Genomic DNA, 13,981 nt, shown 5'->3' on the forward strand with positions numbered 1-13,981 from the left:
CTGCCACTATTCCCCGGGTATGCCTCCTCCGGGGGTTCAAATGCTAATAGTGTGTTGAATGCTAAAAACAGCATCCAGCCTGGAAATCTTCCTTAAATAGAGGTGACCCACCGCTTGGCCTTCCTGGATGCCGTCAGGAAATACCTGTTGTTCCGAGAACCCACCGAGCCTGAGCTTCTTTTCGAAAGCGGGATCGAAGACCGTCTCCTGGAAGCTGAACGATTGCTGGCTGATTCCGGGACGGATCATTCCGCCCCTGGACAAGGTTCCCGTAGGTCGCGGGAACGCAAAGTGCGCCGGGTCGGCAGCCGTAATGTCAAAAAAGGCTTGGACGGCGTAAACAACCAGGCTGAAGGGAACAAGCAGTCCCTGGACGGCGATGCCGTCGTCGAAAACGTTCAGGGGCAAGCCCGTCAGACCCGACAAAAGAAGGATCAACGGCAGTTTGAAGAGATGCTGGCCAAGATGGAAGCCGACCGCACGCTGACGGGCATCCTGGATGCAGAAATCAAGCTATTCGAGGATTTAGAGTACAACCAAAAAATTCTCGAAAAAATCTTCCGTAAGCCGACCAACGTTGACCCGGTTTTTCGGCCCCTGCTGATTAACCACGACCCGCCGGTTAAGGCGCTGATCGTCTTTATCGACGGCATCGTGCAGGGCAGCGTCATTATCAGCGCGATCCTGAGGTCCTTGATGCTCCAGGCCTCCCTGCGCAAGGACGACGCTCCCCCTGAAGACGAGCCTCGAGGAGACAGGCGTCAGCCGGTTAAGGCCCCGCCGGGATTCTTGGACCGGGTGATGCGGGCCCTCGTAGCCGGTCACCAGGTCTCCACCGTCAAGACCTTTAAAGAAGCAGTCAACGAGGTCCTGAACGGCAATACGGTCCTGATCATTGATGGGCTTGACAAGGCGCTGTCCATTGAAACCAAAGGCTTCGCCAACCGTGGGGTCGGGGAGCCCAAAATCGAGAACGTCATCCGCGGCCCGCACGAAGCACTCGTTGAACAGATCCGCGTCAACACCGGCCTAATCCGTAAGATCCTGCGCCATCCGTCCCTGGTTACGGAGTTCGTCAAAGTCGGGGACGCCTCCGACGCCCAGTACGCCATCATGTACAGGGACGACATCGCCAACCCTGCCTTGGTCAAGGAAGTCAAGCGCCGGCTCAGTTCGCTAAAGGTGGACTTTCCCAATGAGAGCGGCATCCTAGAGCAGCTCATTGAGGATTCGCCCTATGCCCTGGCTCCCCAGGTCCTGGCTACCGAACGGCCCGACCGGGTGGCCGCCGGCATCATGGAGGGCAGGATCGCCATCCTGGCCGATAACAGCCCGTTCGCCCTCGTTGTCCCCGCTACCCTCTTCACGATGATGCAGAGCGGGGAGGACGCCTACGTAAGGTGGCCGTACGGCAGTTTTACCAGGCTGGTGCGGTGGTTTGGCCTGGCTATGGCCCTTTTCCTCCCCGGTTTCTATGTAGCCGCGGCCACCTACCACCAGGAATTTATCCCGACCGACCTGCTCCTGGCCATTACCGGAGCCCGGGAACGTGTCCCTTTTCCCACGATCGTTGAGGTGCTGCTGATGGAAGTAGCCTTCGAACTCATCCGTGAGGGCGGCATCCGCATCCCCGGCACGATCGGCACCACCCTGGGCATCGTCGGCGCTTTAATCCTGGGCCAGGCCGCCGTGGCTGCCAATATCGTCAGCCCGATCCTGATCGTGATCATCGCCGTTACCGCCCTTGGCGCCTTCGCCATTCCGAACTACGCCTTTTCTTTGAACATAAGGCTCCTGAGGTTTGCCTACACCCTCGCTGCAGCGGTGTTCGGCATTTTCGGGATGATCTTCGTCCTCTTCTTACATGTGGGGGCGCTAACCAACCTGAAGTCGTTCGGTGTGCCCTTCCTCGCCCCGCTCGTCCCGGCTACTAAAACTTCGCCGGACTGGTTCCTGCGCGGGCACGCCTGGCAGCAGGAAACCAGGCCCGATTACGTCGACCCGCTGTCCACAAAACGCCAGCCCGCGGTAAGCCGCTGGTGGTCCAGGAAGGGAGGCAGCGAGGATCGTGCCTAAACAACTCGAGAACCCGCGCATCGGAGTCAAGGAGGCCATAGCCGTAACGGCCCTTTTTATTGGGGCTAAGGCCTTTCTCTCTTACCAGGTTCCGCTCTACCACTACGGCGCCACGGCAACCTGGATGATTCCCGTTTTACACGTAGCGCTGGCCTTTGCCGCCCTCTATCCCCTGCTCTGGCTCCTCGACCGTCATCCCGACAAAAACATCATCCAGATCGGGCAAGAGATGATCGGCCCTTATGGAAACGCAGCCCTGTCAGCTTTTTTCGTCGTTATTTTGATTGCCTTAACGGGAATTACCCTGCGCGAGTTTGGCGAGCGTGTGGTCTCGGGATTTCTTCCCGACACCCCCATCAGCATGGCCGTCCTGCTCTTTATTGTCGCGTCAACTGTCATTGCTTTCCTTGGTTTTGACGCCATCGCCCGGTCGGCCTACATTTTCGGCATCGCCATCGCCGCGGGCTATGTTTTGTTAATTGGCCTGTCCATTCCTTTTTGGCGGCTGGACGCCGTATTCCCCCTGGGAGGAATGGGGGCAAAGTCCATAATCACCGGCGCCGTTATAACCTCCGGGGACATGGTTGAAATTTTCATTCTTGGTTTGATCATCAGCTTTGTGCCCAGGAATGCCATCAGGAAAATAAGTTACTGGAGCATCGGTATCGCCGGGGTGCTCCTGGCCTCGAGCACCCTGGTGGCCCTGCTGGTTTTCACCTACCCGGTGGTTTCGGAAATCAATATCCCCACGTTATTGGTATCGCGCATTATCAACATCGGCCGCTTCCTACAGCGTATGGAAGTGATTTTCGCGCCGGTCTGGATGCTGTCAGCCCTCGCCCAGATCAGCCTGGGCATCTACCTGATCTCCTCGGTGACAACTTACGCGCTGCGCCTGCCTTATAACAGGCCCTTCATCCTCCCCGCAGCCGTAGCCGTCACCGCCCTGGCCTTCGTCCCCAACAACGTGGCCGAGGCCTTATCCTGGGATATCGGGATCATCCGGCGCTACACCTTTTTCGCTGTAGGTGTGCCCCTCGTGCTGCTCTACGGCCTAACGATTCTGCGCGACAGGAAAGGGGGCGACCGAGCTGAAAAACAGCAGGAAAATAGCTAGGGCACTGTTGACTGTCCTAGTGATCCTTTCCCTCTCCGGGTGCTGGAATTACCAGGAACCCGATGAGATCGCCTGGGTCCTGGCCCTCGGCCTCGACAAAGGCCGGCAAAATGTCCTGACCATGACGACCGTCGTCGCCGTCCCCAAGGCCATCGGGAGCGGCGGCCAAGGCGGGAACGGAGGCGGCGGAAAGGGCTTTTTTGTTGTTTCAATGGAGGTCAATACCATCCTCGAAGGTCTTGAACTGCTAAACGCCTTCGTGGACCGGCGCGCCGACCTCTCCCACACCGCCTGGATCGTCTTCGGCCGGGCGCTGGCCGAAGAAGGCATCGACCGTTACTATGCTCCTCTAGCCCGGTTTCGCCAATTCCGCCGAAACAGCAGCATCCTCATTACCCAGGGGAGGGCGGCCGACCTGCTAAAAAACGGCAAGCCCATCCTGGAAGACAACGTCAGTAAATACTACCAGCTCCTGCAGCAGGGCTGGCGGTTCACCGAATTTATTCCCCGGGATACCTTCCACGATTTCTACATCGCCTCCAAAACCCCGGGGGTGGGAGCGGTAGCCAACCTCGCAGCTTTGCAGGATAAAGATGAACAGGACATTTTTCCGAACAACAGGCCCAAAGACAAGGGGGCATACTACGCGGGGCGGATCCCCCGGCAGGGTGGTGGCAGGCTGGAGATCATGGGCGGAGCCGTCTTCAGAGGCGGGAAGATGGTCGGCATCCTGGACGCGGATGAGATGGGCTTCGTCAAAATGGTCCGCGGGACCTTCCGCCGCACCATCCAGGCCGTTCCCGACCCGAAGCATCCTGACAAGTACGTCATCGTGGAAGTCAAGCCCCGCACCAGGGCCGAGGTCAGCGTCGATGTTGAAGGCGACGTTCCGCATATTGCGGTCCGCATTCCCCTTGAAGGAGACATCATCAGTATCCAGAGCGGGGAGAACTACGAACGGGCGAGCCGCATCCCCCTGGTCGAAAGGAGCGTCGAAGACTATCTCAACCGGGAATTGAGAGCGACCATCGCCAAGACTCAGCAGTGGGGAACAGACGCGTTTGAATTCAGCAGCAAGGCACAGAGGCAGTTCTTCACCTGGAGAGCCTGGAAGGCTTACGACTGGGCCAGCAGGTACCCCAACGCTATCGTCGACGCTACTGTGGACTTCCGGGTCAGGCGTGTCGGCCTGCTCCATGAAACCATTCCTATACGCGAGTAATCAATCCCCGGAACGGAGGAGGCATATCCGGTGCTGAAATTTATTATTGTGCTTGTTACGCTGCTCATCGCCGTGAACACGGCCAGTTACGGTCTCTGGGCCTGGAAGAACGGCAACAGGTTCGGCGCCGTGGGCGTCTGGGTCTGGGCCTGGATCACCCTGATCGCGCCGTGGGCCGTCTGGCTGACCAATGCCCTGCGCTCGCATTAAATGACAAGGATAAAATATTGGGGATAAAACGGGATGAATAAAGAGGAACTCCTGGCGAAATTAAACTGGTTCTACAGTCTTGAAGTTGAACAGGTAGACCTGTACACGAGTCAGGCTCACGCTATGGACGACATTTATCTGCAAAAAACACTGGCCCGCATTGCGATGATCGAGCAGCAGCACGTAGACAACATCGCCGCCGAGATCCGGCGCCTCGGAGGTGAGCCCACGCGGCTGGGGGACGTCGTTGCCCCCCTGCTCGGGAAGGCTGCAGGCACCCTCACCGGCGCCCTCGGGCCGGAAACAGTCTTAAAGGCGGATATTACGCTCGAAGAGAAAGCGATGAAGGACTACAAGGACCTCATCCTGAGAGTGGGGAACGACGAAAAACTTTTCAGCGTCCTCTGGGACAACCTGATCGACGAGGACCTGCACACCGCCTGGTTTGCCAACAAACTAGAAGAACTCAAAAAACTCCACTGATAAAAAGCCCGCTCAGCCGGGTTCTGCCAGACACTTTAACATCAGAGGAAACACTATCCTTGTCTGCAGTTCATTTTCCGGTGTTTCGGAAGGGTCATTCAAGTAAAACTCGTAAACAACCCCGGCAGGTGTATGTCCATTCTCCTTGATCCATTGCATTAGGGTATGGTAGGCTGGTTCGACCTTGTTGTACGAGCCGACATGCAGGCAAACCGCACGTTTTCCTGCAGGGATTTCACCAGACTTAATCTCATTCTTGCGATTAATTCGCAAGTGTAGGCCACTTGATTACCTCCTTTTTCATTTGTTCTAGAAGATCTTACCATAATTAAGACGCAATTAATACTTTTTCAAGCACCGACACTTAATAAAGTATGTACTTGCCTAAACGACAAGAGAGACCGCCCGGGGTGACCACCGGGCGGTCTCTCTTTCAGGGAGCGCCTACATAGCGCCCTCTTTTTTCTGTTTCTTGCTGCGCTCCACCGACAGGATGATCGGCGGCTCGCGTTTCATGATAGTTTCATCCGAAATCACGCACTTCGCAACGTCACCGCGGGACGGGATATCGTACATCACGTTAAGCATGATCTCCTCGATGATGGCCCGCAAACCGCGTGCTCCGGTGTTCCGGCGGATCGCTTCCTTAGCGATAGCCCTCAGTGCCCCATCCTGGAACTCCAGGGTCACGCCGTCAAGCTCGAAGAGCTTCTCAAACTGCTTCACCAAGGCGTTGCGGGGCTCGGTCAAGATACGCACCAGGTCTTCCTCGGTCAGCGGCTCAAGGGTGACGATAACCGGCAGGCGCCCGACAAACTCGGGGATCAAGCCGTATTTAAGGAGGTCTTGGGGAAGAATCTGCTTTAGGACTTCGCCCAGCTTCTTATCCCGTTTCATCGCCAGTTCGGCGCCGAAGCCCATGGTCTTGTGCACAGTACGGGCCTGGATGATCTTGTCGATGCCTTCGAAGGCTCCGCCGCAGATGAACAGGATATTCGTCGTATCCAGCTGGATAAACTCCTGGTGAGGATGTTTCCGGCCGCCCTGCGGGGGCACGCTGGCCACCGTGCCCTCCAGAATCTTCAACAGCGCCTGCTGCACTCCCTCACCCGACACGTCGCGCGTTATCGAAGGGTTCTCGGATTTGCGGGCGATCTTGTCAACCTCGTCGATGTAAACGATGCCCTTCTCGGCTTTCTCTACATCGTAGTCGGCGGCCTGAATGAGCTTCAGCAGGATGTTTTCCACGTCTTCACCGACGTAACCCGCCTCGGTTAAGGAAGTAGCGTCGGCGATGGCGAAGGGGACATTCAGGAAACGCGCCAGTGTCTGGGCCAGGAGCGTCTTGCCGGAGCCGGTCGGCCCCAGCATGATGATGTTGGACTTTTGCAGTTCGACATCGTCGATCTTCCCGCCAAGGTTGATGCGCTTGTAGTGGTTGTAGACAGCAACCGCAAGGCTCTTCTTGGCGTGATCCTGCCCGATAACGTACTGGTCAAGGTATTCTTTGATTTCCTTGGGTTTGGGAATATCACGCAATTCCAAACCCAGGTCTTCGGTAAGTTCCTCTTCGATGATCTCGTTGCAAAGCTCGATGCACTCGTCACAAATATAGACACCGGGACCGGCCACCAATTTTTTAACCTGATCCTGGAGCTTGCCGCAGAATGAACACTTTAGCTGGCCCTTCTCGTTAAACATCAGTACCACCTCTCTTACTCGGGCTTCTTGCGGACAGCTATCACCTCATCTATAATACCATATTCCTTGGCCTGTTCGGCGGACATGAAAAAGTCACGTTCGGTGTCGCGCTCGATGATTTCCAGCGGCTGTCCGGTGTTCTTGGCCAGCAATTCGTTCATAATCTGCCTCGTCCGCAAAATTTCCCTGGCGTGCAAGTCGATATCGGTGGCCTGACCCTGGACCCCGCCCATCGGCTGATGGATCAAGATCCTGGCGTAGGGCAGCGCCGAACGCTTGCCTTTTGCTCCGCCGGCCAGCAGGAAAGCGCCCATGCTGGCGGCCTGACCAAGGCAGATCGTCGCCACGTCAGGTCTGATATACTGCATTGTATCATAAATGGCCATCCCGGAGGTAATCACCCCCCCAGGGGAGTTGATATAAAGGAAGATGTCCTTCTCCGGGTCCTCGGCTTCCAGGAACAGGAGCTGCGCGATGACGAGGTTGGCTATGTGGTCGTCAATCGGCCCCCCGATGAAAACAATACGGTCCTTAAGGAGCCTTGAGTATATGTCATAGGATCTCTCGCCTCTGGCCGTTTGTTCCACAACAATAGGTACTAGGTAACTCATGCTTTCACTCCTTTTGAACAACATCTTATCTCAATGGTCCTTGCCCTAAAAGAGGCAAAGGTTGCCTAAATTTGTCACGGCCCCTACGGGGCAACGACAGGCAGTTCCTTAACTTCTTTTATATTAGCATTATCGACCAGGAACTGAACCGCCTTTTGCCTGACGAGGGTTCGGCGAATCCCGTCCAGCGCGCCCCGTTCTTCCAGGGCTTTCTTTAACTCGCCCTTGTCCTGCCTGTAATACTGGGCCAGCGTCTCGATTTCCTTGTCGACCTCGTCCTCGTCCGCGGTAAGCCCTTCGGCCTTCCCTATGGCGTCGAGAACCAGCTCGGCCTTTACACTGAACTCGGCCTGGGGACGCAGGTCCTCCAGCATTCTTTCCCGCGACGAGTTGGTCAGCCGGAAATAGTCCTCGGCAGTAAGCCCCTGATCGCGGATCGGGCTAAGCTGCTCATCCAGTAAAGATTCCGCCTGGCGTTCCACCATAACCTCCGGCACCTCTACTTCGGCATTGGCCACCGCCTTCTCCAGAAGACCGTTCCGGACAGCGGCCTCCGCCCTCTCCTCGGCCTCCTTCTGTAGCTTTTCCCTCGTATTCGCCTTAAGTTCCTCCAGAGTATCAAACTCGGAAACGTCCTTGGCAAATTCGTCGTCGAGAGGAGCGACTTCCTTGCGCTTGATCCCCTTAACCGTGACCTTGATGGTCGCCTCCTTGCCGGCGACCTCAGAGGCATGGTAGTTTTCGGGAAGCCTCATCGTCGTCTCGCGGGTCTCCCCGATCTTCATCCCCGGGAGAATATCATCGATTTCCTTGCTTAAGAATCCCATCCCTGCCTCAACCGTACGGTCGGAAGCACTGCTGCCCGGGAACGGTTTTCCGTCCACCGTGCCCTCGTAATCGATGGTTACGATGTCGCCCTTTTGCACCTCTCCGTCATCGACGGTCACAAGCTTAGCGTACCTGTTCTGCAGTTTCTCCAATTCCCTGGCGACGTCGTCTTCAGCAACTTCGGGAACGGGTTTGGTTATCTCCAGCCCTTTGTATTCACCCAGGACGACTTCCGGTTTAACCTCCACCTTGGCTTTGAGGAGAAGGGGTTCGCCTTCTTCCATCTTCACGATGTCAAATTCGGGTTGCCCTATCGGCTCGATGGCAAGCTCACGGACAGCCTCGACATATGTTTCGGGGACAAGTCTTTCGAAGGCTTCTTCCAGAATAGGCTGCTTCCCGTAGTAGCGTTCGAAGATCACGCGGGGCACCTTGCCGGGCCTGAATCCCGGTACCTTGGCCGTCCGTACGAGTTTCTTAAAGGCCTGATCCATTGCGGCCTGAACTTTATCCGGTTCAACTTCGATGTTCAATACCACGGTGTTCTTCTCAAGCTTTTCCATCGTTGCCTTCATACCCGAGTCCTCCTCTAATATTCTTGCCATGAATGGATATTACTGTAACTAAGAAGCGTCTACATATAAATATAACCGCTCTGTCTCAATCATTTACAAAAAAACAATATACCAGGGGTATCCCTGGCTTCCATCCCACATTATAGCATTCCGCCGGTATCAGCGCAAGCTGGCAGGGAATTTTTTAACAAGACTAGAATCTAAATGAATGTTCAAGGCTAGGCTAAAAAGATGCCCAAGATAATCAGCCCGAGCGCATGCGGTAACCTTACAGATTTCATATGGAAAGGCGGTTTGTCTTGACCAGGGTATTCCGCGAAAACGACCTCGTTATTTTTATCGATCATCAGGGGCGAACCTACCTGCAAAAGCTTAAGCCTGCCGGACGCCTTTCCACGCACCGCGGATTCATCAACCACGCCGATGTCGTCGGCTTGGCCCCCGGCACAGTACTCCATACCACCCAGGGCAAGCAGTTCTCGGTGTTCGCCCCTTCGCTTGTGGACTTCACCATGGGCATGGAGCGGAAAAGCGGCATCATCTATCCCAAAGACACAGCCTACATCCTCTTTTATGCCGACATTTTTCCCGGCGCCCGCGTGGTCCTGGGAGGCATCGGGTCGGGCGCCATCCTCCTCGCCGCAGCCCGGCAAGTCGGACGGGAAGGCTGCGTTACCGGCTATGACGTGCGCGAAGATATGCTCAGCCATGCCCGCCAAAACCTGCAGGCTTTCCTGGGAGAAACTCCACAGGTTACCCTCAAACTAGGCAGTGTCTACCAGGAGATCGAAGAGCGCGATCTGGACGCCGCGATCCTGGACGTGCCCGAACCGTGGGAGGCGGTACCGGCCCTAACCGACGCCGTCCGGCCGGGAGGCTATGCATTGGCCTATACGCCGTCCATCAACCAGGCCGAAAAGTTCAACACCGCGCTGCGCGCCAGCCGCGCCTTTACTTTGACCGAAACCGTCGAAGTCCTTGTCCGGGACTGGTACATCTGGAACAAGGCCGTACGGCCGAATCACCGCATGGTGGGACACACCGGATTCCTCACCCTGGGCAGGCGTGTCGTCGGCCTGCCGCCATACAAGGAAAGCGCGGTTGAGGAAGATCATCGGGAGCAGAGTAAGTAAAACAGGATTCCCGCGCATTGCAGAAGCACGGAGGGAAGACTGTGACACGAGAAGGGCCCCAAAAAACCGGAAACAGGCCCCGGACAGCCCTCGACGGGAAGACCTGGGCCAGGTACTCCATAAGTGTCTGGCATGATGTCAACAAAACCGCCGAGGAGCGACGCATGGGCCATCCCGCCGCTTTTCCCTGCGCCCTTCCGCAGCGTTTGATAGAGGTTTTCAGCCATGAAGGAGACCTTGTGATCGATCCTTTCGCCGGTACCGGGAGCACCCTCGTCGCCGCCGCCCGCCTGGGACGGCGGGCGCTGGGCCTGGAAATCGACCCGTCCTTCGTGCAGTTCGCCAAACAGCGTCTGACGGCGGAGAAACCCGGCCTGGCCGCGATCATCCACGCCGAAGCCGCGCTGTTGCGTAAATACGTCGAACCCGGTTCGGCGGCCTTATGCGTGACATCGCCCCCCTACTGGAACATTTTGAGCCGTAAGAGAACAGCGGATTACCGTCCCAGGCGCGATTACGCCGGTCATCGCGGAGACCTCAGCCGGATCGACGACTACGGTGAGTTCGTCAACGCCCTGGGCGAAGTTTTTTCCGTCGCCCTCCAGTGCCTTAAACTTAACGGCTATTGTGTCGTCGACGTTATGGACCTGCGCAAGAAAAACATCTTTTACCCCTTGCACATTGATTTGACCCAAGAACTCAAAAGGCGCGGTTTTACCCTGGACGACATCATCATCTGGGACCGCCGCGCAGACTACAACAACCTCAGGCCGCTCGGCTACCCCTTCGTCTTCAGGGTTAACAAGGTACATGAGTATCTCCTGATTTTCCAGAAACGCTAGCCCCAAGCACGAAAAATAAGACCCGCTCCCCAGATACGGAAGCGGGTCTTAACTTCGAGGACACTGTGTAATTGGATGTTCCTAGAAAACCTCAAAGATGAAGATAAAGAAGATCAGCAACGCGATGCCCAGGCCCAAAGACCAGGCCATCAGCTTTTTCTCTATGGGAAGCAGGTCGTGCCATTCCTGCGCCTCAAGTTCCGCGGCGACTTGCTCAACACGCTGAGGTTCGGCCACAAAAACCACCTCCTTAATGAGATACATCTATTAGGATACCACTGTTAACCGACTACCGGGGGCGTAATGCCGCGGTAGAAGAGCCATGAGATGAAGAGACCGACCCAGAGAATGAAACCAAACAGACAAACGGCGTACACCAGCACAATCTTCCCCATGCCCTCGGCCCAGAGCTTACGCACGTTGGTAACCAGGCCGATGGTGAAGAAGGTCAGAGCAAAGAAGATGCCGCGCAGGGTATTAGCCGATTCCGCCCCCTCCTTGGCCGGTTTGACCAAGTCAGGCGAAGCCAGGCCGACTACCAACAGGATGAGGAAGGTGGCGGCGAAACCGAAGACAAACTTCGGGAAGCGCTCCCAGATCTCCATGGCCGAGACTTTCTCGCCCTTCTGCCCGCCGCCTTTTTTGTCAATACGGTATACCGACCAGATAACGGCCAGAATGAAGGCCCAAACGCCGATAAAGATGTCGATAAAGAGCTTGGTGGTCGTGGCGGCCATGAGCATCCAGCCCTCTTCCCACTTAACGCCCATGACCTCAAGGGCTTTGGCCCTGATCAGAGCATCGGTGATGGCTCCGCTGGCTATGGCACCGCCGTCGCTCTTAACGGCCAAGCCCATCCAAGCGCCGGCGACCATAGGCTCCTGGTAGAGGAAGGCCTGGGCCATCCACGGCAGGATAAGGAGCTCAACGGCCACAAAGACGATAATTACAGCCGAAAGAATAATCGGAACCTGAGGCCGTGCTTTGATAGCGCCGCCGGTGGCGATAGCCGCCGAGACACCGCAGATGGAAATGCCCGAAGCGAGAGGCGCGGCCCATTCAGGGGTCATCTTGAACCACTTGCGGGAAATGACATAGACAACCGGCCAGTAAATCAAGTAGGCCTCAACAACAGCGCAAAGGCCGCGGATGATGACGGTGGAAGCCAGGTCAAGGGCGCTGACGGCCTTGATGCCGACAGCGGCGCCGAGGATGACGATACCGGTCTTGATGAACCACTCGGGTTTAGCGGCTTCTTGCAGATACTTGCTTAGTCCAAGACAGAAGTTACCAATGAAGAGGCCAATGAGCATAGCTACGATAAAGCCCATTTCCCCGCTTAACCCCAGGGACCACGAAATACCCAACTTCTCAAGCTTATCCTTGGTCGCGGCGATATAGGCGTAGTGTCCGGCCACCCAGCTAGCGTAAGTCAGAAAGAAGATGATAGTGAACCCGCCGATGTAACGTTTGAGGTTCCAGCCCATTGCGGCGGCGCCGATGGAGGTAACGATGACGAGGAACAGATAGGTGTAGAAAAGCGAGGCGATACCCGAAATTGCCACTTCTTTGGATTGTGGCGCCAGGGCTTTGGAGAGGTCGGTCCAGATGTTAGTTTTGACTGCCCATCCGAGAAGATCAGTACCAAAGATCGGCCCCAGGCCGAGAAGGAAGATAAATCCGCCGAGCCATACCGCCCACCAGTCCTCCAGCCTGAGGAGCGGCGAGCCATTCGATACTCTGCCCTCTTGGGACATTCCTTTCCCTCCCTTATTCTGTTTAAAACATCTAAGAAACTGACTTATTTGGTAAAAACATCTGCTAGGGCGATAGTTTATTCCCCCCTTCTAATGCTTGTCACCCAGGTAATCGTATTAAATTTCACTATAGCACCGTTATTACCAGGTGACTGTCGGTCCGCTGACACTTTAATGTCATCTTGACGACACTTCCAGCTATTTTGATAAAATTTGGAAAGGAAATTGATGCCCATTTAATCCACAGAGAGCATTACGAATCAATAAAAGGAGAGTATTGTCACAAGGAGAGCGTTACCGTGCTCAGAAGATCTATCTTGATCGCTACAATACTTTTGATGCTGGGTACCTTCCTGTGCCTGGCCCTGCCAACGGCCGCAGGCCCGCGCGTGGCCTTTTTTACCGTCGGCTCCCTCCTCTACTTCGCCGACGGCCGCTGGCTGGTTTCCGACGCGCGCCCGTTTGTGGAAGGCGGCCGTGTGTACGTGCCGCTCCGCGCTGTTGCCAGGGCTCTCGGCGTTTCGGACAACAACATTGCCTGGAGCCGCGGCCAGGTTTCCATCATCAGAAACGGCCGGCGCGTCACCCTGCACCAGGAAGGTAAAGCCGGCGTAGGGTTTCAGGTTATTCCCCCGGGCCGCGTCGTTGTTCCTGTGGGTGTAGTCGGGCGTCTGCTGAACTGCGACGTTCACTGGGACCCCAAGACCCGCACGGTGACCCTTACCGACCCGGGCGCCACGACCGAAAGCAGCGTACAGAAGCAAGATCCCGAAAACGCCAAGATAGAAAAGAGTTTTTCGTGGTCGGCCGGCAGTCTGAAGTACACCTGGAATATCACCGTTGACAAAGACCTTTACGATTATTACCACAACCTGCCCCGCCGCCACGAAGTTGTCCCCGGCGACACGCCGGCCACGGCGCAGGCCAAGCTGGACGAGTACCAAAACCAGTTTTACGTCCCCTACGCCACCGAGGAAGGCAACAGCAGGGTGATGGCATCGCTGGCGCCCGGGATCATACCCGCTGATAAAAAACTCAGCGATTACAACAAAGCGCAACTTGTCGTCAGCTTTGTCCAGGAAGCCATTCCTTACGTTAACGACAAACCGGGCGTGGAGTTTCCCAGATACCCCGTTGAAACCCTGATCGAAGGCGGGGACTGCGAAGACAAGGCCGTCCTGGCCACAGCGCTTTTACGCCAGTTGGGATACAAGACGCTGCTCCTGCGTTTCCAGGACCACGCCGCCATTGCTGTCGCCGTTCCCTGTTCGAAAGGCACGTACTTTGAATTCGACGGCGAGAAGTACTGGTTTGCCGAGGTCAGCAACAAGACCTGGCTGATCGGCGAATTGTCAGACCCGGGATACCAGAAGGCGTACCTTTACCCGGTCCCGCTGCCGCAATAGCCGGGTTTTTGCTTGACGCC

General features: G+C 56.2%; 14 protein-coding genes. 8 read left to right on the plus strand and 6 right to left on the minus strand.

Going from position 1 to position 13,981, the window contains the following annotated elements; translation table 11 throughout:
• Window positions 1-114: 114 nt before the first annotated feature.
• Genes ACPV0M_RS06315 through ACPV0M_RS06335 form a run of 5 tightly spaced genes read left to right on the plus strand, consistent with a single transcriptional unit; the run spans window position 115 to window position 5,108 of the window.
• The gene (locus ACPV0M_RS06315; RefSeq protein WP_425622094.1) at window positions 115-2,076 is read left to right on the plus strand and encodes a spore germination protein; all 1,962 of its coding nucleotides are present in this window, start codon (window positions 115-117) and stop codon (window positions 2,074-2,076) included.
• Window positions 2,069-3,193: a GerAB/ArcD/ProY family transporter gene (locus ACPV0M_RS06320; protein ID WP_425622095.1), complete on the plus strand. Its 1,125-nt coding sequence runs from the start codon at window positions 2,069-2,071 to the stop codon at window positions 3,191-3,193. Before ACPV0M_RS06315 ends, ACPV0M_RS06320 begins: the two co-directional genes overlap by 8 nt.
• A gap of 7 nt (window positions 3,194-3,200) precedes the next feature.
• Window positions 3,201-4,415, plus strand: coding sequence for a Ger(x)C family spore germination protein (locus tag ACPV0M_RS06325; RefSeq protein ID WP_425622096.1), 1,215 nt, complete (start codon window positions 3,201-3,203; stop codon window positions 4,413-4,415).
• Window positions 4,416-4,445: 30 nt separating this feature from the next.
• Window positions 4,446-4,625, plus strand: a complete 180-nt coding sequence (locus tag ACPV0M_RS06330) for a hypothetical protein (RefSeq protein ID WP_425622097.1) — start codon at window positions 4,446-4,448, stop codon at window positions 4,623-4,625.
• Window positions 4,626-4,658: 33 nt separating this feature from the next.
• Complete coding sequence (locus tag ACPV0M_RS06335; RefSeq protein WP_425622098.1) at window positions 4,659-5,108, plus strand: demethoxyubiquinone hydroxylase family protein; 450 nt, start codon at window positions 4,659-4,661, stop codon at window positions 5,106-5,108.
• A gap of 12 nt (window positions 5,109-5,120) precedes the next feature.
• On the opposite strand, the gene ACPV0M_RS06340 is transcribed toward ACPV0M_RS06335, so the two are convergent.
• The 4 genes from ACPV0M_RS06340 to tig all read right to left on the minus strand — a co-directional run bounded on the left by ACPV0M_RS06340 (window position 5,121) and on the right by tig (window position 8,823).
• A complete protein-coding gene (locus ACPV0M_RS06340) occupies window positions 5,121-5,381 on the minus strand; it encodes a GyrI-like domain-containing protein (protein WP_425622099.1) in 261 nt (86 codons plus the stop codon).
• A 171-nt stretch (window positions 5,382-5,552) separates the two neighbouring features.
• Complete coding sequence (gene clpX, locus ACPV0M_RS06345) at window positions 5,553-6,809, minus strand: ATP-dependent Clp protease ATP-binding subunit ClpX (protein ID WP_425619844.1); 1,257 nt, start codon at window positions 6,807-6,809, stop codon at window positions 5,553-5,555.
• 14 nt (window positions 6,810-6,823) lie between these two features.
• On the minus strand, window positions 6,824-7,420 hold the full coding sequence (clpP, locus tag ACPV0M_RS06350; RefSeq protein WP_425619845.1) for an ATP-dependent Clp endopeptidase proteolytic subunit ClpP: 597 nt from the start codon (window positions 7,418-7,420) through the stop codon (window positions 6,824-6,826).
• 83 nt (window positions 7,421-7,503) lie between these two features.
• Window positions 7,504-8,823 carry a trigger factor gene (gene tig / locus ACPV0M_RS06355; protein ID WP_425619846.1) on the minus strand — a complete coding sequence of 440 codons (1,320 nt, stop codon included), beginning with the start codon at window positions 8,821-8,823 and terminating at the stop codon, window positions 7,504-7,506.
• A gap of 299 nt (window positions 8,824-9,122) precedes the next feature.
• On the opposite strand from tig, the gene ACPV0M_RS06360 reads away from it, so the two are divergent.
• Window positions 9,123-9,956, plus strand: a complete 834-nt coding sequence (locus ACPV0M_RS06360; RefSeq protein WP_425619847.1) for a tRNA (adenine-N1)-methyltransferase — start codon at window positions 9,123-9,125, stop codon at window positions 9,954-9,956.
• A gap of 41 nt (window positions 9,957-9,997) precedes the next feature.
• Window positions 9,998-10,798 carry a DNA methyltransferase gene (locus tag ACPV0M_RS06365; RefSeq protein WP_425619848.1) on the plus strand — a complete coding sequence of 267 codons (801 nt, stop codon included), beginning with the start codon at window positions 9,998-10,000 and terminating at the stop codon, window positions 10,796-10,798.
• Between the two features lie 81 nt (window positions 10,799-10,879).
• Here the strand turns inward: ACPV0M_RS06365 and ACPV0M_RS06370 are convergent, their stop codons facing one another.
• Both ACPV0M_RS06370 and ACPV0M_RS06375 read right to left on the minus strand, forming a co-directional pair.
• The gene (locus ACPV0M_RS06370; protein WP_425619849.1) at window positions 10,880-11,035 is read right to left on the minus strand and encodes a hypothetical protein; all 156 of its coding nucleotides are present in this window, start codon (window positions 11,033-11,035) and stop codon (window positions 10,880-10,882) included.
• Window positions 11,036-11,079: 44 nt separating this feature from the next.
• The gene (locus ACPV0M_RS06375) at window positions 11,080-12,555 is read right to left on the minus strand and encodes a putative sulfate exporter family transporter (RefSeq protein WP_425619850.1); all 1,476 of its coding nucleotides are present in this window, start codon (window positions 12,553-12,555) and stop codon (window positions 11,080-11,082) included.
• A gap of 299 nt (window positions 12,556-12,854) precedes the next feature.
• Between ACPV0M_RS06375 and ACPV0M_RS06380 the strand changes: the two genes are divergently transcribed.
• Window positions 12,855-13,961, plus strand: a complete 1,107-nt coding sequence (locus ACPV0M_RS06380; RefSeq protein ID WP_425619851.1) for a stalk domain-containing protein — start codon at window positions 12,855-12,857, stop codon at window positions 13,959-13,961.
• Window positions 13,962-13,981: the final 20 nt, after the last annotated feature.

Origin of the sequence: Desulfosceptrum tomskiensis (genome assembly GCF_049818055.1) — a bacterium.
Taxonomy (GTDB): Bacteria; Bacillota; Desulfotomaculia; order Desulfotomaculales; family JASEER01; genus JBFLVT01.

What these genes read in the sequence shown, in the direction of transcription:
- clpX (WP_425619844.1), bottom strand. Translation starts at nt 6,809, where the DNA reads ATGTTTAACGAGAAGGGCCAGCTAAAGTGTTCATTCTGCGGCAAGCTC.
- ACPV0M_RS06375 (WP_425619850.1), bottom strand. Translation starts at nt 12,555, where the DNA reads ATGTCCCAAGAGGGCAGAGTATCGAATGGCTCGCCGCTCCTCAGGCTG.
- clpP (WP_425619845.1), bottom strand. Translation starts at nt 7,420, where the DNA reads ATGAGTTACCTAGTACCTATTGTTGTGGAACAAACGGCCAGAGGCGAG.
- tig (WP_425619846.1), bottom strand. Translation starts at nt 8,823, where the DNA reads ATGAAGGCAACGATGGAAAAGCTTGAGAAGAACACCGTGGTATTGAAC.
- ACPV0M_RS06335 (WP_425622098.1), top strand. Translation starts at nt 4,659, where the DNA reads ATGAATAAAGAGGAACTCCTGGCGAAATTAAACTGGTTCTACAGTCTT.